Annotated in this window: 19 protein-coding genes; 13 read left to right on the plus strand and 6 right to left on the minus strand. The window is 71.2% G+C overall.

The annotated features are described in order from the left end of the window. Window positions 1-92: 92 nt before the first annotated feature. The 10 genes from ACXDC7_RS01885 (at window position 93) to ACXDC7_RS01930 (ending at window position 10,028) form a co-directional block, all read left to right on the plus strand. A complete protein-coding gene (locus ACXDC7_RS01885; RefSeq protein WP_459220985.1) occupies window positions 93-818 on the plus strand; it encodes an FhaA domain-containing protein in 726 nt (241 codons plus the stop codon). Beyond that, the gene (locus ACXDC7_RS01890) at window positions 819-1,292 is read left to right on the plus strand and encodes an FHA domain-containing protein FhaB/FipA (RefSeq protein ID WP_459220986.1); all 474 of its coding nucleotides are present in this window, start codon (window positions 819-821) and stop codon (window positions 1,290-1,292) included. It abuts the gene before it with no gap. Further along, a complete protein-coding gene (locus ACXDC7_RS01895) occupies window positions 1,292-2,851 on the plus strand; it encodes a PP2C family protein-serine/threonine phosphatase (RefSeq protein WP_459220987.1) in 1,560 nt (519 codons plus the stop codon). The genes ACXDC7_RS01890 and ACXDC7_RS01895 overlap by 1 nt, the downstream gene beginning before the upstream one ends. Next, window positions 2,848-4,245 (plus strand): FtsW/RodA/SpoVE family cell cycle protein, encoded by a 1,398-nt coding sequence (locus ACXDC7_RS01900; RefSeq protein ID WP_459220988.1) that lies wholly within the window; start codon window positions 2,848-2,850, stop codon window positions 4,243-4,245. Before ACXDC7_RS01895 ends, ACXDC7_RS01900 begins: the two co-directional genes overlap by 4 nt. Next, on the plus strand, window positions 4,242-5,684 hold the full coding sequence (locus tag ACXDC7_RS01905) for a peptidoglycan D,D-transpeptidase FtsI family protein (RefSeq protein WP_179445077.1): 1,443 nt from the start codon (window positions 4,242-4,244) through the stop codon (window positions 5,682-5,684). Before ACXDC7_RS01900 ends, ACXDC7_RS01905 begins: the two co-directional genes overlap by 4 nt. A gap of 73 nt (window positions 5,685-5,757) precedes the next feature. Further along, window positions 5,758-7,620, plus strand: coding sequence for a Stk1 family PASTA domain-containing Ser/Thr kinase (pknB, locus tag ACXDC7_RS01910; RefSeq protein ID WP_459220989.1), 1,863 nt, complete (start codon window positions 5,758-5,760; stop codon window positions 7,618-7,620). Window positions 7,621-7,942: 322 nt separating this feature from the next. Beyond that, complete coding sequence (locus ACXDC7_RS01915; protein WP_459220990.1) at window positions 7,943-8,713, plus strand: CPBP family glutamic-type intramembrane protease; 771 nt, start codon at window positions 7,943-7,945, stop codon at window positions 8,711-8,713. A 19-nt stretch (window positions 8,714-8,732) separates the two neighbouring features. After that, the gene (locus ACXDC7_RS01920; RefSeq protein ID WP_459220991.1) at window positions 8,733-9,098 is read left to right on the plus strand and encodes a hypothetical protein; all 366 of its coding nucleotides are present in this window, start codon (window positions 8,733-8,735) and stop codon (window positions 9,096-9,098) included. A 9-nt stretch (window positions 9,099-9,107) separates the two neighbouring features. Further along, window positions 9,108-9,311: a helix-turn-helix transcriptional regulator gene (locus tag ACXDC7_RS01925; RefSeq protein WP_459220992.1), complete on the plus strand. Its 204-nt coding sequence runs from the start codon at window positions 9,108-9,110 to the stop codon at window positions 9,309-9,311. Between the two features lie 282 nt (window positions 9,312-9,593). Continuing rightward, a complete protein-coding gene (locus ACXDC7_RS01930; RefSeq protein WP_459220993.1) occupies window positions 9,594-10,028 on the plus strand; it encodes a VOC family protein in 435 nt (144 codons plus the stop codon). A gap of 17 nt (window positions 10,029-10,045) precedes the next feature. Here ACXDC7_RS01930 and ACXDC7_RS01935 read toward each other — a convergent pair whose 3' ends face one another. Further along, entirely contained in the window at window positions 10,046-10,678 is a 633-nt protein-coding gene (locus ACXDC7_RS01935) for an aminodeoxychorismate/anthranilate synthase component II (RefSeq protein ID WP_179445071.1), read from the minus strand. Window positions 10,679-10,706: 28 nt separating this feature from the next. Then, window positions 10,707-11,459, minus strand: coding sequence for a DUF881 domain-containing protein (locus ACXDC7_RS01940; protein WP_343045909.1), 753 nt, complete (start codon window positions 11,457-11,459; stop codon window positions 10,707-10,709). Between the two features lie 115 nt (window positions 11,460-11,574). Here ACXDC7_RS01940 and ACXDC7_RS01945 point away from each other — a divergent pair, with 115 nt between their 5' ends. Continuing rightward, window positions 11,575-11,862 carry a cell division protein CrgA gene (locus tag ACXDC7_RS01945; protein ID WP_179445070.1) on the plus strand — a complete coding sequence of 96 codons (288 nt, stop codon included), beginning with the start codon at window positions 11,575-11,577 and terminating at the stop codon, window positions 11,860-11,862. Between the two features lie 32 nt (window positions 11,863-11,894). Here ACXDC7_RS01945 and ACXDC7_RS01950 read toward each other — a convergent pair whose 3' ends face one another. Further along, complete coding sequence (locus ACXDC7_RS01950; protein WP_218843799.1) at window positions 11,895-12,740, minus strand: HAD-IIA family hydrolase; 846 nt, start codon at window positions 12,738-12,740, stop codon at window positions 11,895-11,897. Window positions 12,741-12,829: 89 nt separating this feature from the next. Beyond that, window positions 12,830-14,326 (minus strand): lysine--tRNA ligase, encoded by a 1,497-nt coding sequence (lysS, locus tag ACXDC7_RS01955; protein ID WP_459222792.1) that lies wholly within the window; start codon window positions 14,324-14,326, stop codon window positions 12,830-12,832. A 102-nt stretch (window positions 14,327-14,428) separates the two neighbouring features. Between lysS and ACXDC7_RS01960 the strand changes: the two genes are divergently transcribed. After that, a complete protein-coding gene (locus tag ACXDC7_RS01960) occupies window positions 14,429-15,223 on the plus strand; it encodes a heavy metal-binding domain-containing protein (RefSeq protein WP_459220994.1) in 795 nt (264 codons plus the stop codon). On the opposite strand, the gene ACXDC7_RS01965 is transcribed toward ACXDC7_RS01960, so the two are convergent. Then, on the minus strand, window positions 15,211-15,888 hold the full coding sequence (locus ACXDC7_RS01965; protein WP_343045908.1) for an HAD family hydrolase: 678 nt from the start codon (window positions 15,886-15,888) through the stop codon (window positions 15,211-15,213). The genes ACXDC7_RS01960 and ACXDC7_RS01965 overlap by 13 nt on opposite strands. 267 nt (window positions 15,889-16,155) lie before the next feature. On the opposite strand from ACXDC7_RS01965, the gene ACXDC7_RS01970 reads away from it, so the two are divergent. Beyond that, a complete protein-coding gene (locus ACXDC7_RS01970; protein WP_459220995.1) occupies window positions 16,156-18,465 on the plus strand; it encodes a LuxR C-terminal-related transcriptional regulator in 2,310 nt (769 codons plus the stop codon). A 15-nt stretch (window positions 18,466-18,480) separates the two neighbouring features. On the opposite strand, the gene ACXDC7_RS01975 is transcribed toward ACXDC7_RS01970, so the two are convergent. After that, window positions 18,481-19,197: a pyrimidine reductase family protein gene (locus ACXDC7_RS01975; protein ID WP_459220996.1), complete on the minus strand. Its 717-nt coding sequence runs from the start codon at window positions 19,195-19,197 to the stop codon at window positions 18,481-18,483. Window positions 19,198-19,215: the final 18 nt, after the last annotated feature.

A 19,215-nucleotide genomic window follows, 5' to 3' on the forward strand; every position in this document is an offset into this window, starting at 1 on the left:
ACGCTCGTCGGGTGTCCGCGCGTCGCGCCGGCCGGCCGTAGCGCGGCCGACCCGGGGGTTTTCCGCAGCCATCGAGAAGGAGAGGAGGAGAGATGAGCGTGTTCGACCGCTTCGAGAAGCGGATCGAGGGAGCGGTCAACGGCGTCTTCGCGCGCGCCTTCAAGGGCGACGTGCAGCCCGTCGAGATCGCCGCCCGCCTGCAGAAAGAACTCGACTCCAAGGCCCAGATCCTCTCCCGCCACCGCCGGCTCGTGCCCAACGAGTTCGTCATCGAACTGTCCCAGCACGACTACGACCGGCTCACCCCCTACGGCAAGAAGCTGACCGCGGAGATCATCCCGGAGTTGCGCGGCCACGCCGGCAACATGGGCTATGAGTTCAACGGCCCGATCATGTTGCACTTCGATCTCGACGAGGACCTGCCGACGGGCCGGTTCAACGTCTCCTCCGAGGCCGTGGCCGAGGTGGACGGCAATGCCGGTGTCGCGGCCGAGCCGGTGACCACCGGCAGTCTGCGCCGCACCCGGCTGGTGCTCGAGGTGAACGGCATGCGGCACCCGCTGAACCCGCCCGGCTTCACGATCGGCCGCGGCTCGGATGCCGACCTGCGGATCAACGACCCGGGCATCTCGCGCCGCCATGCGCGGGTCCAGGTCGGCGGCTCCGGGCTGGACCTGACCTACACGATCACCGACCTCGGTTCGACCAACGGCATCAGCGTGAACGGCGAACGGGTGCGCTCCGCGGAGCTACGCGACGGCACCCGGATCGAGATCGGCAACACCCGGATGCTCGTTCACGCGCCCTCGGGGCAGTAGATGGGTTCGGCGATCGCCGTCACCGTGATCAAGGTGGCCTTCCTCGCGCTGCTGTGGATCTTCATCCTGATCTGCGCATCGATCATCCGGACCGACATCTTCGGCCGCAAGGTCGCCACCGCTGACCTGCCGCACGCCGACCTCGACGAGCCCCGCCGCGGCCGGCGCCGCCAGCGCGGTGCACCGCGCCGGGTGGTGATCACCAACGGCCCGCAGGCGGGCATCGAGGCCGACCTCGCGGGCGGCGTGGTACGCATCGGCCGCAGCTCGGACTGCCAACTGATCCTCGACGACGACTACGTCTCGACCCGGCACGGCCAGGTGACGGTACGCCCGGACGGCATCATCGTCGCCGAGGACCTCGGCTCCACCAATGGCACCTATGTCAACGGGCAGCGGATCACCCAGCCGACGCAGCTCACCCCCGCCGACACCTTGCGGATCGGGCGTACCCAACTGAAGCTGGACAGCTGATGAAGCTCAGTTTCATCGCGCACTCCGAGACGGGCCCAGTCCGCAAGAACAACCAGGACTCGGGGTACGCCTCACCGCGGCTGCTGGTGGTGGCCGACGGGATGGGCGGCGCGGCGGCGGGTGATCTTGCCTCCGCGGTCGCCATCGACCAGTTCCGCCGGGTGGACGAGCGTGCCGCCGCCGATCGTGATCACACCCTGCGCGGCGAGGACATGTTGGCGCTGCTGGCGGGCGCGATCACCCGCGCCAACGACAAGATCGCCGATCTGGTCGCCGACGACCCCGAGCTCGAAGGGATGGGCACGACCGTCTCGGCGTACCTCTTCGACGGCGACCGGCTGGCGCTCGCCCACATCGGCGACTCCCGCGCCTATCTGATGCGCGACGGCGAGCTGCGGCGTACCACTCATGATCATTCCTGGGTGCAGTCGCTGATCGACGAGGGCAAGATCACCGAGGAGGAGGCGGCCACCCATCCGCACCGGAATCTGTTGCTGAAGGTGCTGAACGGCCAGGCCGCGACCGAGCCCGACCTGGAGTTGGTCGACATCGAGCCCGGGGACCGGTTGCTGATCTGCTCCGACGGGCTGTCCGGGCTGACCGATGACGAGTCGATCACCCGCGCGATGCGCCGGCCGGAGCTGACCGACGCGCTGGACGAGCTGATCGACCTCGCCCACGCCGGCGGCGGCATCGACAACATCACCATCGTGCTCGCCGACGTCCAGGGCGATGAGGAGCGGCCAGCGGCGACCGGCACCGGCGAGGCCGCGGTAGCGCCGCTGGGCGAGCCCGTGACCAATGACGACGGCACCGAGGACACCCTGGTCCGCACGCCCCCCGCCGTGGGCGCCGGCTCCGACGCGCCCGCCGAGGCGCTCGAACCGATCGTGCTCGGCGCGGCGACCGAGCGCGCGATCCCGGCCGTCCGGCACCGCACGGCGGCCGAGCGCGCGGCTGCCGAGTCCGACGAACAGTTGCTGGTCGAGTCCGAGCGCGACGACGAACACGAGCGCTATGCACCGACCAGCCCCCCGCGGCGGCGCTGGCTGCGGATCGCCCTCGGCGTGCTCGCCGCGGTCGTCCTGCTCGGCATCGGCGCGCTGGCCGGCAATGCCTGGATCGGTACGCAGTACTACGTCGGGGTGGCCGGCGAGAACGTCGCCATCTACCGCGGCCTGCCCGATGACGTGGCCGGCGTACCGCTGTCCCAGGTCTCGGAGGTGACCGAGACCCGGGTCAGTGACCTGCCCCGCTACTTCCGCGACCGGGTCGCGGAGAACATCCGCGCGAGCGACCTGCCCGGTGCCCGGAACACGGTCGCGGAGCTGCGCGCGGCCGCCGAACTGTGCATCGCCCAGCGCAACACCGAACCACCGCTCAATCCGCAACCGACCCCGACCGCGCCGCCCGGCCCGACGCCCGGGACCGGCGAGTCGGTGGCGCCGGGCGCATCGCCGAGCGCCGGCGCGACGCCGGCCCCCCGGGACACGGGCAGCGCCAACCCGAGTCCGACCACCACCAGCCCGACCCCGGGCGTCACGCAGGAATGCGGATGAGCGCCGCGACCGCCGAGGCGGGCACCACCGTCGTCTACCACAAGCGCCGCAATGTCGAACTCGCGATGCTGCTGCTGGCCTGCGGGATCGGCATCGCCGGCTACTGGATCACCTCGGTGAACCTGCTCGAGGAGGCACCGCCGAACCTGCCGGTGGTCGCCGGCATCTGGGTCGGGCTGGCGCTCGCCGCCCATGCCGTGATCCGCTGGCGGCTGCCCTATGCCGACCCGCTGATCCTGCCCTGTGTCGTCGCGCTGAACGGGCTCGGACTGGTGATGATCCACCGCCTGGACCTCGCCACCCGGTTCAGCGACCGGCCGACCGATGACGCCACCACCCAACTGATGTGGAGCGTGCTCGCCGTCGCGGTGTTGATCTTCGGCATGATCGTGGTCCGCGACTATCGGCCGCTGCAGCGGTTCACCTATACGCTCGGCCTGGCCAGCATCGTGTTGTTGCTGTTACCGATGCTTCCCGGCATCGGCCGGGAGATCAACGGGGCCCGGATCTGGATCGGGGTCGGGCCGTTCTCCTTCCAGCCCTCGGAGATCGCCAAGATCGCGCTGTCGATCGCCTTTGCCGGCTATCTGGTCGAGAAGCGCGATGTGCTCGCCCTGGCCGGCGCCCGGGTGCTCGGCATCGACCTGCCCCGGCCGCGCGACCTCGGCCCGATCATGATCGTCTGGGGCGTCGCGATGGCGATCTTGGTCTTCCAGCGCGATCTCGGCACCTCGCTGCTGTTCTTCGGGCTGTTCGTGATGATGCTCTACGTCGCCACCGAACGGCCGGGCTGGCCGATCCTCGGCACCCTGCTGTTCGTGGGCGGCGCGATCGGCGGCTACTTCGCGTTCAGCCACGTGCGGGTGCGGGTGCAGGCCTGGCTCGACCCGTTCGCCAACTTCGATCGCAACTTCCAGATCATCCAGGGCCAGTTCGGGATGGCGTGGGGCGGGCTGTCGGGCACCGGTCTCGGCGAGGGGCAGCCCTGGCGTACCCCGCTGGCGAAGTCGGACTTCATCTCCGCCAGCATCGGCGAGGAGCTGGGTACCGCCGGCCTGATGGCCGTGATCATGATCTATGCGCTGCTGGTGGCGCGCGGTTTGCGTACCGCCCTCGCCTCCCGGGATCCGTTCGGCAAGCTGTTGGCCGCCGGCCTTTCCTTCGTGCTGGCGCTGCAGGTGTTCGCGATCATCGGCGGGGTGACGCGGCTGTTGCCGCTGACCGGTCTGACCACGCCGTTCATGTCGCAGGGCGGCTCCTCGCTGCTCGCCAACTGGACCGTCGCCGGCCTGCTGCTGATCATCTCCAACCAGGTACGCCGTCCCGTCGTGGCCCGTCCGGCGATCCCCGACGAGGAGCGCACCCAGGTCGTGTCCGGTGGTGGTGAGCGATGAACCGCCCGATCCGCCGCGTCTCCGTCGTCGCGATGATCATGTTCGCGCTGCTGCTGGCCAATGCCACCTACACCGTGCTGGTCCGCGAGGGCACGCTGAATGCCGACCCGGCGAATCGACGGGCCCGCGACTCCGAGTTCGGCCAGGACCGCGGACCGATCCTCGCTGTCGGCCCGACCGAGCTCGCGATCACCGAGCCGGTCGACGACCAGTACGGCTACCAGCGGGTCTATCCCGACGACCCCGAGATCTACGCGCCGGTCACCGGCTACTACTCCTACGACCATGCCCGCACCGCCCTGGAGAACTCCTACAACACCGAGCTGGCCGGCACCGACGACTCGCTGTTCATCCGTCGGCTGATGGACACCATCACCGGGCAGAAGCCGACCGGCGCCACCGTGGAGACCACGATCAACCCGGCCGCCCAGCGGGCCGCGTGGGAGGGCCTGGACGGCCGCAAGGGCGCCGTCGTGGCGATGAATCCGCAGACCGGGGAGGTGCTGGCGATGGTTTCCTCGCCGAGTTATGACCCGAACGAGATCGCCAGTCATGACATCGCCGACGCCAACGCGGCCTGGACCCGGCTGAACGACGATCCCGACCGTCCGCTGGCCAATCGCGGGGCCCGGGAGATCTACCCGCCCGGCTCGACGTTCAAGCTGGTCACCGCGGCCGCCGCCCTGGAGGACGGGATGAACCCCGACACGCAGGTCGACTCCCCCGACAAGCTGACGCTGCCGCAGACCAACACCCAGCTCGGCAACGACACCAACTGCGGCGGCACCAGGATCACCATCGACCAGGCGCTGCGGGTCTCGTGCAATACCGCGTTCGCCAATCTCGGGCTGCAGCTCGGCGACGACAAACTGCGCGACCAGGCCAGCCGGTTCGGCTTCGGCTCCCGGCCGCTGCCCGAGCTGGCGGCGGCGGCGAGCCGCTACCCCGACGACCCGAATGCGCCGCAGACCGCGCTCAGCGCGATCGGGCAGGGCGATGTGGCGGCCAGCCCGCTGCAGATGACGATGGTCACCGCCGGCATCGCGAACGGCGGCAAGGTGATGGACCCCTATCTGGTCAGCACCGTCCGCGGTGAGGACCTGTCGGTGATCAGTCAGAAGCGGCCGAGCGTGCGGTCCACCGCGATGAGCGAGGACAATGCCCGGGCCCTGCGCGAGATGATGGTCAATGTCGTGGAGGACGGCACGGGCTCCAATGCGCAGATCAGCGGGATCGGCGTGGGCGGCAAGACCGGTACGGCGCAGACCACGCCGGAGCGGCCGCCGTATGCCTGGTTCACCGCCTTCGCACCCGCCGACAACCCGACCGTTGCCGTGACGGTCTTCATCGAGGAGGCCGACATCCCGCGCAATGACATCGCCGGCGGACGCCTGGCGGCGCCGATCGCGAAGGACGTGATGGAGGCGGTACTGCGATGACCTCGAAGCTTTCCCGGGCGATGGGCCCATCCCCGGCGATGTCCCCCGGCTGTGCGGACTCAGTGGAGTGAACATGGACGAGACGAACAATTTCGACGAGCAACCGACCCGCCCGATCGGCGGCACGGGCCCGGACGATGCGACGACCCCGCGCCGGGCCGCCGCCTCCGGCCCGCTGCTCGGGGGTCGCTACGAGGTCGGCGGGTTGCTCGGTCGCGGAGGCATGGCGGAGGTACGCCAGGCCTACGACACCCGCCTCGGCCGGCCGGTGGCGGTGAAGCAGTTGCGCAGCGATCTCGCCACGGACCCGACCTTCCAGGCGCGGTTCCGGCGCGAGGCGCAGTCGGCGGCCGGGCTCAACCACCCCAACATCGTGTCGGTCTACGACACCGGGGAGGAGCTGAACGCCGACGGCGTCGCCGTGCCCTACATCGTGATGGAGCTGGTCGAGGGACAGACCCTGCGCGACATCCTGCGCGACGACCGCAAGATCTTGCCCGAGCGCGCGCTGGAGATCACCCAGGGCGTGCTGGATGCCTTGGCGTACTCCCACAAGAACGGGATCGTGCACCGCGACATCAAGCCGGCCAATGTGATGCTGACGCCGACCGGCCAGGTCAAGGTGATGGACTTCGGCATCGCGCGGGCGGTCGCCGACACCTCGGCGACGATGACGCAGACCGCGGCGGTGATCGGCACGGCGCAGTACCTGTCGCCGGAGCAGGCGCGCGGCGAGACCGTCGACAACCGCTCCGACATCTACTCGGCCGGCTGCGTGCTGTACGAGTTGTTGACCGGGCGGCCGCCGTTCATCGGTGACTCGCCGGTCTCCGTGGCGTACCAGCACGTGCGGGAGCAGCCGGTGCCGCCGAGCCAGTTCGATCCGCTGGTGACCCCCGATGTGGACACGATCACGCTGAAGGCGCTGTCGAAGGACCCGGCGGACCGCTACCAGGACGCGCGGGAGATGCGCGACGACATCAGCCGGGTGCTGGCCGGGGAGGGTGCGACGGCAGTGCTGCCGGCGCCGAGCCCGGCCCCCGACGCCGACGCGACCCGACTGAACCCGGCGGTTGTCGAGACCGAGACCGTGGAGGACGAGGAGGAGCCGAAGAAGTCGCGCCGGGTGCCGATCATCATCGGCATCCTCGCCGCCCTGGTCCTGGCCGGGCTGGTCGCTGGCTATTTCCTGCTGCGGCCGGCGCCGGCTCCGGCCCAGGTCGAAGTGCCCGCGCTGAACGACTTCACCCCGCAGGCCGCGGAGGCCCAACTGCGCAATGTCGGCCTGAACTCGCGGATCGAGACCGAACGAGGGGCCGATGACAACACCGTCGGCCGGGTGATCGGCCAGGATCCGCCCGAGGGCACGATGGTGAACCCGGGCAGCACCGTCACGCTGACCGTGAACGAGGGCCCGGAGAAGGCCGAGATCCCTGCCGGCCTGGTCGGCTCCAGCCGCGACGAGGCCCGCAAGGCGCTGGAGGACGCCGGTTTCAGCAACATCAGCGAGGAGGCCGACGACTCCAGCGATGCCCCGGAGAACGAGGTGCTCAGCGTCTCCCCGGCCTCCGGCCAGTCGGTACCGGTCTCGGACTCGGTCACGCTGCGCTACTCCAGCGGCTCGGTCGAGATCCCGAACTGGGTGGGCAGCACGCGCGAGCGGGTCGAGGCCGATGCTCGCGATCTCGACCTGCGGATCGATTGGCAGACGGAGACGACGAGTGATCAGCCCCCGGGCCTGGTCACCCGCAGCGACCCCGGGGCGGGCAAGTCCGCCAAGCGCGGGGACACCGTCACCGTCTGGCGGGCCGAGGCGCCGCAGCCGACCCAGCCGACCGACCAGGCCCCGGACCCCTCGCCCAGCGAGTCCGACGAACCGAGCGAGCCGCAACCGACCGGTTCCGCCGGCCCGCCCACCTCCGAGCCGACCGAGTAGTCGGAGCGAATAGCCGGCAGGGGATAGGCCGGGGAAAGGTGCGTCGGGAGGGGTACGCCGGAAGCGGATTCCCGTCCGGTGCCCTGACCTACCCCCAATCGCCCTGACCCACCCCCAACCGCGAACCCAACTGGCACCCGCGAGCGGAGCAACGCCCGCGGCTGCCGGTTCACCTCGCGGCTGCCCCGAGGAACCCTGATCCGCGAACCCAATCGGCACCCGCGAACCGAGTAACCTTCGCGGCTGCCGGTTCACCTCGCGGCTGTGCGTCCGGTTGTCAAAGTTGCTTGACACTAAGACAAGGACGCTTTACGTTAGCCGTATGTCAAGCAGCCTTTCCATCGGTCCTCGCACCACCGCCCGGCACGCCGGCCCCCTCTCGGCGCTGGACCACTTGCCCCTGTGGCCGCTCGGCCTGATTGCCGCGCTGCTGTTCGTGCGTACGGCACTCTTCCTGCTCCTCGACGTCGGCCTGTTCGCGGCACTGCCGCAGGCCTGGCCGGGCAGCCAGATCTACCTGAACGCGCTGTTGATCATTCCGGACCTGGTGACCATCGGCGCGGTGGCGTACCTGCTGCACCGGCGCGGCGGGTCGATCCGCGAGGTACTCGGCCGGTTCCGGCCAGCCGATCTGGGTTGGGGCCTGCTGCTCGGGCTGATCATGTTGGCGGGCTTCCTCGCGGCAACCTTCGCCGGCAACCTGATCGTCTACGGCGGAGCACCGCCCGCACCGACCGGCGGGCTGCCCCAGGTCCCGCTGTGGGTCGGAATCGGCGCCATGATCGCGCCGCTGACCATCGCCACCGCCGAGCGCCTGACCTATGGAATCGGTCAGGACCAGCTCACGCGTCGATTCGGTACGCCGGCCGCGCTGATCGTCGTGGCGGCCTTCTTCGCCCTGCAGCATGCTCCGCTCGTGCTGGGCGGCGGCGCGGACGCGGTCGCGTCGAAGTTGATCGCCACCTTCGGCGCCGGCCTGCTGTTCGGGGGCCTGCTGTTGTGGCGGCGCCGGGTGTGGCCGTTGATCATCGCGCACTGGTTGCTGGACATCCTCGGCCTGGGTCTGCCGACGCTGGCGTTGGCGCTGTCCTGAGCCGGTAGCCTCGGCGATCATGACACGGCGCTACGTTCGGCATCTGGTCCTGGGCCTGCTGGCCTATGCCGTCCTGCTGGCAACGGCGATGGCGCTGCTCGGCCAGACCTCCGGCGTCCTGCGCTGGGTCGTGATGCTGCTCCCGCTGCCGGCGCTGGTCGCCGTCGCCTGGGCTGTCATCCGTTGGATCCGCGAGGCCGACGAACTTCAGGGCCGGATCGCGGTGGAGGGGATGGCGATCGGGTTCGCGATCGGATCGCTGGTCACCTTCGGCTACGGGTTGTTGCAGATCGCCGGAGCCCCGCAGGTCTCGTGGCTTCTCGTCTGGCCGGTCTATGCCGCTGGCTGGCTGATCGGTCGGTTCGTCGCTGGCCGGCGCTACTAGGCCGCCACGATGGAAAATTCGATCAAGGACCTGCGGGCCGAACGCGGCTGGACCCAGGCCGATCTGGCCGCCGCCCTCGGCGTCTCGCGGCAGACGGTCAACTCCCTGGAGAAGGGCCGCTATGACCCCAGCCTGCCGCTCGCTTTCGCCATCAGCCGCGTCTTCGCCCGACCCATCGAGCAGATATTCACCGATCCCGGCGCCGCCGGTTGAGCCGACCCGGCTCCCGGCGCCGCCCAATCCGCGAACCCAACCGGCACCCGCGAACCAAGTAACGCCCGCGGCTGCCGATTCAGCCCGCGGCTGAACCCAGCCACCCCAATCCGCGAACGCAACCGGCACCCGCGAACCAAGTAACGCCCGCGGCTGCCGGTTCAGCTTGCGGGTGCCGACTGACCTCGCGGGTGCCGATTGACCTCGCGGGTGCCGGTTCGGCTCGCGGCTGGAGGGGGACGCGGCACCCGCATGTCGGCACCGGGTGCGAAGCTGACGGGCATGGAGCAATACATCACCGTGATCACCCTCGCGGTCGAGGATCGCGCGGCGATGCGCCGATTCTTCGTCGACGGGCTCGGCTGGGCGGCGGCCCTGGACGTGGAGGATGTCCTCTTCCTGCGCGTCGGGCCGTCGCTCGTGCTGTCGCTGTGGGACCGGGAGTCCTTCGTCGCCGAGGTCGGCGAACCCGCCCGCGGCCTCGCGCCGATCACGCTCGCCCACAATGTCAGCAGCGACGCCGAGGTGGATGCCGTGCTCGACCGCGCCCGGGCCGCCGGTGCCCTGACGGTGCAGCCCGGACAGCGCCGGGACTGGGGCGGCTACTCGGGCTATTTCGTCGATCCGGCGGGCTATCACTGGGAGGTCGCCCATGCCCCGGGCGGCGGCGTGCTCGGCGAGGCGCTGGCCGCCGGCCGGGCCTTCGCGCAGGGCTGATCGCCGTCGGCCGCGATTCAGCCGGCGGCGATCAGCGGCCGCAGATCGCGGGCCCGCTCGGGCGCGCCGGGGTCGCCGCAGGCCGCCAGCCAGTTGGCGAGCACCTGGTAGCCGCCCTCGGTGAGCACCGACTCGGGGTGGTACTGCACGGCCTCGACGGGCAACTCGCGGTGGCGGATCGCCATGATCACGCCGGAGTCGGTACGCGCGCTGACCTCCAGCACCGGCGGCAGGGTCGGCGGCAGCAGCGCCAACGAGTGATAACGCGTCACCGTCAGACCCTGCGGCAGCCCGGCGAACACCCCGCGTCCGTCGTGATTGATCACCGACGTCTTGCCGTGCAGCAGCTCGGGCGCCCGGTCGACGGTGCCGCCGTGGGCCACCGCGATCGCCTGCAGGCCGAGGCAGACCCCGAAGATCGGCAGCCGGTCGCCCCAGCCCTTGATCAACTCGATGGACGCGCCGGCCCGCTCGGGCGTACCGGGCCCGGGCGAGAGCAGGATCCCGTCGAACTCCGCCGCGAGGTCACCGGCCAACCGCTCGTCGTCATTGCGCCAGACCGTGGCCCGGGCGCCGAGCTGGCCGAGGTACTGGACGAGGTTGTAGACGAACGAGTCATAGTTGTCCACGACGAGGATGCGGGCGGGCATGGGCCAATCCTGCCACTGCGTCCGTCGGTCAGCGGGGCTGGCGGGCGTAGGCCAGGTCGGCCGAGCCCTCGTGGCCGGGCATCCGGACCTGGCCGTCGGTGCGCTCGGCGTAGCCCAGTTGGTACGCATCCACGTACTGCCGATAGATCCGGATCGCGTCGCTGTCGGCCAGCGCCGCCCGCAGGCGCTCGGGATCGCCGATGGCGGTGATCACATACGGCGGCGCATAGGGCCGTCCGTGCAGGACGACGGTATTGCCGACGCATTTGATCCCGGTGGTGGAGATGACGCGTACTCCCTGGATGGTCATCGCCTCAGCGCCGCCGGACCACAGCGCGTTCGCGACCGCCTGGATGTCTTGTTGGTGGACGACCAGCGCGTCGTCGGAGACCCCGGGCGGCTTGAGCTCGCGCGGAGCATCGGTCAGCGTGACCGTCACCGCGGGGCCCTCGACCGGCGTCATCGCCGCCGCCAACTCCAGCGCGGCCAGCCGCTCGCCGCGCGCGGGATCCTCCCCGCTGCGGGCGGCGAGCTGGTCGACCTCCGCGCGGGTGGCGGCGACCCGGCTGCGCAGTTCGTCGTTGCGCGCCGACTGCTCGGTGATCAGGCCGATCAGGTCGGTCTGCCGGTCGGGCCGCAGATCCGTGCCCCGGGCATTCACCGCCGATACCGAGATCATCAGCCCGCAGACCGCGAAGACCACCGCCGTGACCGCCACCGCGCGCCGGGAGCGCGGAACGGCCGGGTCCGGGCCCGGGCCGCTCCAGTCCTGCGCTGCCACGGCGGCCTCCTGTTTCCTCGGCGTGGGCTCCCCGCGTGCGGGCCGGCGTCGATCGCTCGCGGTGTGACCGCGAAGCAGTGTTCAACTACGCTACAGCGCAGCACAAGGAGGAGCGTTGCCCGAACCCAAGGTACGCAAGGCCGCGGCGGAGAAGAAGAAGGTCGCGGAGAACAAGAAGACGGTCGCCGCGCGCAAGGACCGGCAGGCCAAGGCGCCCGGCGCCGGCCGACGGTGGGTGCCGCCCACCTTCATCGCGACCGGCCTGCTCGGTGTGGCGTGGATCGTGGTGTTCAACCTGGCGCGGGACTACATCCCGTTCATGCGGGACCTGGGCAACTGGAACTACCTGATCGGGATCGGCCTGATGGCGGTCTCGCTGGGCATCGCCACGCAGTGGAAGTGAATCGCCGCGCAGCGGAAGTGAGCTGACCCCGCTCAGTTCGCGTCCAGCTCGCCCGGATCGGGCGCCATCAACTGCTCGATCAGCGGCACCACCTCGGCGATCGAATCGACCACCCGGGTGGGCTGGTAGGGGTAGCGCTCGATCTGGTCCCGGCGGGTCGATCCGGTGAGCACCAGGATGCTGCGCAGCCCCGCCTCGATTCCGGACAGGATGTCGGTGTCCATCCGGTCCCCGATCATCACCGTGCTCTCCGAATGGGCATCGATCGTGTTCATTGCCGAACGCATCATCAGCGGATTGGGTTTGCCGACGTAATAGGGTTCCACACCCGTCGCGCGGGTGATCAGCGCCGCGACCGACCCCGTCGCGGGCAGCGGTCCGTCCTTGCTCGGCCCGGTCGCGTCGGGATTGGTGGCGATGAACCGGGCGCCCGCGTCGACCAGCCGGATCGCGTGGGTGATGGTGTTGAACGAATAGGTACGCGTCTCGCCCAGCACCACATAGTCGGGGTCACGCTCGGCGAGGACGAAGCCCGCCTCGTGCAGCGCGGAGGTGAGGCCGAACTCGCCGATCACATAGACCGAGCCACGGGTCGCGCTGCCCCGATCGGCCGCGGACCGCGACTGCTCGGCCAGGAACTGGGCGGTGGCCAGCGCCGAGGTCCAGATCCGGTCCTCGGGCAGGTCGATCCCGGAGGCGTGCAACCGTGCGCGCAGGTCGCGCGGGGAATAGATCGAGTTGTTGGTCAGCACCATGTACTCGCGCTCGCAGCGCTGCAGCTCGCCGATGAACTCGGCCGCGCCGGGGATGGCGTGCTGCTCGTGCACCAGCACCCCGTCCATGTCGGTCAGCCAGCATCGCACCCATCGGTCGTCCATCGGCCCTCCCGGGTTCACGGATCTGGCGGGCGCGCGGCCCGCGGCACCACGCTACCCCCGGGACCGTGGCCGGAACCACGCCCGGCTGCCTACTGCTGGGGCTTGAGCAGCGGGAAGAGGATCGTCTCGCGGATCCCGACGCCGGTGAACAGCATCACCAGCCGGTCGATGCCGACGCCCACCCCGCCCATCGGCGGGGCGCCGAACTCCAGCGCGGCGAGGAAGTCCTCGTCGAGCTGCATGGCTTCGGGGTCGCCGGCGGCCGCGGCCAGCGACTGCTCGGTCAGCCGCTGGCGCTGGATCACCGGGTCGATCAGCTCGGAGAAGCCGCCCGCGCGTTCGGTGCCGCCGATGATCAGGTCCCACGCCTCGATCAGGCGGTCGTCGGTGCGGTGCGGCCGGGCCAGCGGCTGCGCGGACGGCGGATAGTCGTGCACGAAGGTCGGCTGCACCAGATCGGGCTCGACCAGCTCGCCGAACAGTTCCACCACCAGCTTCTCCGCGCCCCATGCCGGATCCACCTCGACGTCATGATCATCGGCGATCCGGCGCAGCTCCTCGGCCGTGGTGTCGGGGGTGATCTCCACCCCGACCCGCTCCGACAGCCCGGGGTAGACGCCCAGCCAGCGCCACTCCCCGTCAAGATCGATCACACCGTCGGCGGTCTCGATCTGTCGCCGGCCGACCACATCGGCGGCGTCGAGAATGATCTTCTTCGTGAGTTCGGCGATGCTCGTCTGATCACCCCAGGCCTGATAGGCCTCGAGCATCGTGAACTCCGGCGCGTGAGTGGAATCGACGCCCTCGTTGCGGAAGATCCGGCCGATCTCATAGACCCGGTCCGCCCCGCCGACCATCGCCCGCTTGAGATAGAGCTCCAGCGCGATCCGCAAGGTCATCGGCACGTCGAAGGCGTTCAGATGGGTACGGAACGGCCGGGCGGCCGCGCCTCCGTGGATCGCCTGCAATACGGGCGTTTCGATCTCCAGGAAGCGCTCGGCATGCAGCGTCTCCCGGACGCTGCGGGTGATCGCCGCCCGAGTCTGCAACAGCTCGCGCGCCGTATCGCGTACCGCAAGATCAACATAACGCTGCCGGACCCGCGTCTCCTCGGAGAGCTCCTTGTGCAGCACCGGCATCGGTCGCAGCGCCTTCGACGCCATCTGCCAACTGCGCGCCATCACCGACAACTCGCCGCGCCGGGAACTGATCACCCGGCCCGTCACCGCGACATGATCACCGAGATCGACCAGGCTCTTCCAGGCGTCGAGGCTTTCCTGCCCGACCTCGGCCAGCGACAACATCACCTGCAGCCGCTCGGCCGGATACTCGGCGTCGAAACCGTCCTGCAGCGTGCCGAAGCACAGCTTGCCGGTATTGCGGATGAACACCACCCGGCCGGCGACGGTCACCTCGTCGTCGGTCTCCTCCCCGGCGGCCAGGTGGCCCCACTTCTGGCGTACCTCTCGCAGGGCGTGGGTACGCGAGATGTCGACCGGATAGGCCTCGGCACCGTCGGCCAGCAGCCGCTCGCGCTTGTCCGCCCGGATCCGGAGCTGCTCGGGGAGATCGGTCTCGGCCGCCACGGGTTCTGCCGCGGACGGGGGACGGGCATCACTCACCCGACCAACCCTAGCGGCCGGGCCGCCCGCCGCCCGCCGCAGCGGGCCGCGCCCTACGCTGAGCCCATGAGCTACGGCCAGAACCCCTACGGGCACAACCCCCCGGGCCAGCAGCCCGGCCCCAACCAGCCGGGCCCCCATCCGTATGGGCAGCCGCCCTACGGGCAGCAGCCCTACGGCCAGCCGCCGGCCCAGGACCCCTATGGGCGGCCCGGCGGCTTCGGCCCCGGCCCGAACCAGGGCGGCCCGGGTCAGGGCGGCCCGGGTCAGGGCGGCCCGGGTCAGGGCGGGTTCGGTCCTGGCCCGGGGGGCCCGCCGCCGGGTTACGGCCAGCCGCCGGCCGCTCCGCGCGGACCGCACCAGCCGCCTGCCGAGCAGCGCGGGACCTCGGAACTGCCGATCGCCAGCCATGCCGTACCCGTGCACACCCTCGACGACGAGCCGTTGCTCTTCGTCACCGAGGCCCTCGGCGAGGTGATCGGCGTCGCGCTACGCCCGACCGGCGGCGACCCGACCGCCCATGCGCGGGCCCGCCAGCAGGCTGTCTCGGCGATGGCCACGATGGCGCAGGCCGCGGGCGCCGACGGCGTGATCGGGCTCCGCTTCGACACCGGGCCGGACGAGGTCGTGGCGTACGGCACCGCGGTACGCACCGAGGTCGACGAGGCCGAGGACGACGGCAGCGCGGCGCCCTCGGTGGTTGCCCGCGAGCCGGAGCCGAACCCGGCGAACTCCGATGACGACACCTCGCCGAGCGCGGCGGACTCGCTCGGCGCCGGCTCGGGCAGCCCGACCTCCTTCGGCGGCGGGTACGCCCGCCCGGACCGGCCCGGCGACCAGGGCTCGCCCTACTCGGGCTGATCCACGGCCGCCAGCGCGACCCGGCCCCCGTCGCGGGGCTGCCAGCGCACCGCGCCGAGATCCGGCACGATCGCATCGGCGGAGAGCTCGTCGCGCGCGGTGGTGGTGATCACGGCAAGGGTGGTGCAGCCGGCGGCGCGGGCGGCGACCAGGCCCTGCGGGGCGTCCTCGACGACGAGGCAGTCGCCGGGATCGACGCCGAGGCGCCGCGCGGCCAGCAGGAAGGGGTCGGGCGCGGGCTTGCCGCGCTCGACATCGTCGGCGGTGACCAGCACGTCGGGCGGGGCGAGCTCACTGGCCGCCAGCCGGGCGGCCGCCAGGGGCGCGGTGCTGGAGGTGGCGATCGCATGCGGTACGCCCGCCAGCTCCGCCATCGCCCGCACGGCGCCCGGCAGCGGGACCACGCCTTCCACATCGGCCAGTTCCAGGGCCGCGATGCGGGCGACCGCCTCGGCCACCCGGTCGGCCGGAAGCACCTTCGCGGCGATCGCGGCCGCCGGTACGCCGTGATTGCCGTCGAGCTGTTCGCGGGTGACCCCGAACTCGGTGGCCCACGTCGTCCACGAGCGGTTCACCGCGGGAGTCGAGTCGATCAGCGTACCGTCCATGTCGAAGATCACGGCGGCAAAGTCGCGGCCGCCGAACAACGCATCCCCACTGCTCACGGGGCAAGCGTGCCAGACCGGTGGGGGGACGCGCGCGGCCCGGTGAACCGCCGCAATGACTGCGGCGGAGGACCGGGCCGCGATGCGATCGCTCCCCCCCGTAATTCACGGAGCAATCAGACCTCAGACTCGCAGAAACGTCGCGGGGAAGGCAGCGTCGCGGGGTGACAAAATCCACGCCGTTGGGTGATTCTCACCGGTAGCTGGCCCGACTCCGGCCTAAGGTGCTGGGAAGCCGGCACAGCACGGTCCAGCAGAGGAGCCGCATTGACGCAGACTTCGGCACGTACCCGCCTGAACGAGACACTCGACGCGGCCGGTTCGCGACAGTTGATCATGGTCATTGCTCCGGCCGCCTTCGGCAAGACCGCCATGATCGAGGGATGGTTGGCAGCCCGTCCCGAGGTCGCGGAGCGGGTCGTGCGGTGGGAGCGCGGCGCCGAACTGCGGGCCGGCGCAGCGGCAGTCGGCAACGGCGACCGCCCGCCGCCGCTGGTCGTCGCCGATGGCACGATCGGCCCGGACCCCGACGAGATCGCCGGCCTGATCGCGGCGGTCGCGGACGGCGGCGGGCAGCTGCTGATTACCTTGCGCGGGCGCCCGCAGCTCGATCTCGGCACGCTGGTGGTGCGCAACGACGCGATCGAGATCGGCGCCGGGGAGCTGGCGCTGACCCTGGCCGAGGCGGGCGAGCTGCTGCGCGGACCGAACCCGGAGATCGCCGACGAGGCGGTTGCGGGGCTGTGGGCGCACACCTTCGGCTGGCCGGGGCTGCTCGGCATCGTCCGCGGCCACCGGCACTGGGACTCCCGCAGCCAGTTGCACGCGCTGTTCGACGACTTCGTGCACAGCGAGGTGCTGGCCGGACTGCCCGCCGACGTGGACCGGACGCTGACCGCGGTGTGCACGCTGGACGAGGTGTCGCCGGATGTGGCCCGTGCCTTCACCGAGGATCCGGCGGCGTTCGCGATCTTGTCGACGCTGCCGAGGCACGGCGTACCGATCACCATCGAGGCCTCCGGCGCCCTGCGCGTCGCGCCGGTCGTGCTGGCCGCGCTGCGGCGACGCCTGGCGGCCGAGGAACCGGAGCGGCTGGCCGAGCTGCAGCGGCGCTCCGCGCGCCGGCTGGCCAAGTTGCGCCGCCCGGAGGCGGCAGTCGGGATGGCGATCGACGCCGGCGAGCACGAGTTGGCGGCCGATCTGATGCGCTCGGCATCGGTCCGCCAGTTGTACCGGCTGGGCGCGGAGCACTCGCCGATGCTGGAACGCCTCGAGGGCTCCGGGGTGATGTCGGCCGGTGAGGCCACGCTGCTCCGCTCGCTGGTGCTCGCGCGGCGGCGGCCGGTCGACCCGGACGCGCTGCGCCGCACCATCGAGCGGCACGGCGTCGATGCCGCGTGGGAGCCGCTGCTCGTGGCGCTGCGCTGGCTGCTGCTGCGCCGCACCGGCTACGGCGACGACGGGTCGACGGTCGAGTTGGAGGACCAGACGACGCGGCTGTTGCGCGAGGAGGGGATACGCCCGGAGCACCTGGCCTTCCTGCAACTGGAGTACGGCGCGTTCCTGACCGCGGTCGGCCGGCTGCGGGCGGCACGCGGCATGCTGCGGCTGGCGGTGACCACGGCGCGGCTGGAGTCGCTGCCGTGGGCGGTGGTGCGGGCGACGGCGTCGCTGGCCTGGGTGGACGCGGTGCGGTTCGGCAGCAATGCCGCCCGGGTGACGGCCGAGCGGGCCGAACAGGCGGCCGGCGCGGATCCCGTGTTGCGCGAGCTGCTGGCACCGGCCCACGGCGCGCGCGCGCTGCTGGCGATCGACCGCCTGGACGCCACGGAGGCGCGGCACTGGCTGGCCCGGGCCGAGCGCCTCGAGCTGCGCGAGGATCCCGCCAACCGTGCACACATCGCGGGCTGGGTCGAGATGATCGACGGGCGACTGGATACGGCGCTGACGCTGATCGACGAGGCCCGCACTGCCGGGCTGGGGCGCGCGACCGCCTATCAGCGCGCCCGGCTGGCGATGACCGCGCTGCTGGCCGCGGCCGGTGCGGGCGATCTGGACCGCGCCGATCGCGAGCTGGAGACGCTGCGCGAGCTCGACCCGGAGCCGGAGGCCATGTCGGTGGACGGACTGGCGGCCGGGCTGTTGATGTTGCGGGGCGAGGTCGAGCAGGCGCACGCGATCTTCCTGCGGGCCGCGGAGATCGCTGCGCCGGCGAAGGACAAGCTGGCGCTGTGGCTGCTCTCGGCGCTGGTGCAGTCGGCCGACGCGATGCAGGACTACCGATTGGCGGTGGACACCTTCGACCGGGCCCAACAGCTCGCCGAGCAGCTCGGGCTGGAGGCCGCGCCCGGCCGGCATCGCGCGGTCACCAGCTTCACCCACCGGATCCGGCTGACGCCCGCCGAGACCCACGTACTGGCCAATCTGGCCGACGGCGAGACGCTGACCCGCGCCGCGGAGCGGTTGTTCATCTCCCCGAACACCCTGAAGACGCATCTGAAGCGGATCTATCGCAAGCTGGACGTCACCGGTCGCGATGAGGCGGTACGCCGGGCCCGGCTGATGCGGTTGATCTGAGTCCGGCGTACCGGCTCAGCGGGCGCGCTGCCAGCGGGCGAAGAGCTGATCGTCGGCGAGCAGCAGCCTGGCCAGCTCGAAGCGCCGGTCCGAGACGGGTACGCCGGACGTCAGGCGGGCCCCGTCGCCGGCCACGATCTGTGGTGTGGTGGTGACGCAGACCTCGTCGACCAGATCGGCGGCGAGCAGCCGGCCGAGCGTGCTGGGCCCGCCCTCGCTGAGGATCTGCCGCAGGCCCAGCTCCCGCAGGCCGCGGACGGCGTCGGCGAGATCGAGCTCGCCGTCGCCGGCGACCAGGATGTCGGCGCTGTCCCGGATGGCCGTCGGCACGGCCGCGCCACCGGGGATGATCAGGATCGGCCTGGTGGCGGCGTCGGTGAAGATCGGCGAGCCGGGGTCCAGGCGCGCGGTGCGGGTGATGATCGCCAGCGGCGGCTCGGCCGGCCGGCCCGCCGCGGTTCGCAACTCGGCGAGCCGGGGTGGCAGGGCCAGCGGCCCGTAGCCCTCCACGCGTACCGTCTGCGCCCCGACCAGGACGACATCGGCGAGCGCCCGCAGGGCGGTCAGCACGGCCTGGTCGGCGTCGCCGGTCAGGCCGCCGACCCGGCCGTCGATCTGGGCGGCGCCGTCGATGCTGGTCACCATGTTGGACCGCAGCCAGTCCCGCCCGGCGGGCAGGGCGTAGGCATCGAGAGGGCCGAGATCGGCCGGTTCGGGGTACAACTGGCGCATGGTCCGGACCCTAGAGGG

Source organism: Naumannella huperziae, assembly GCF_054073625.1.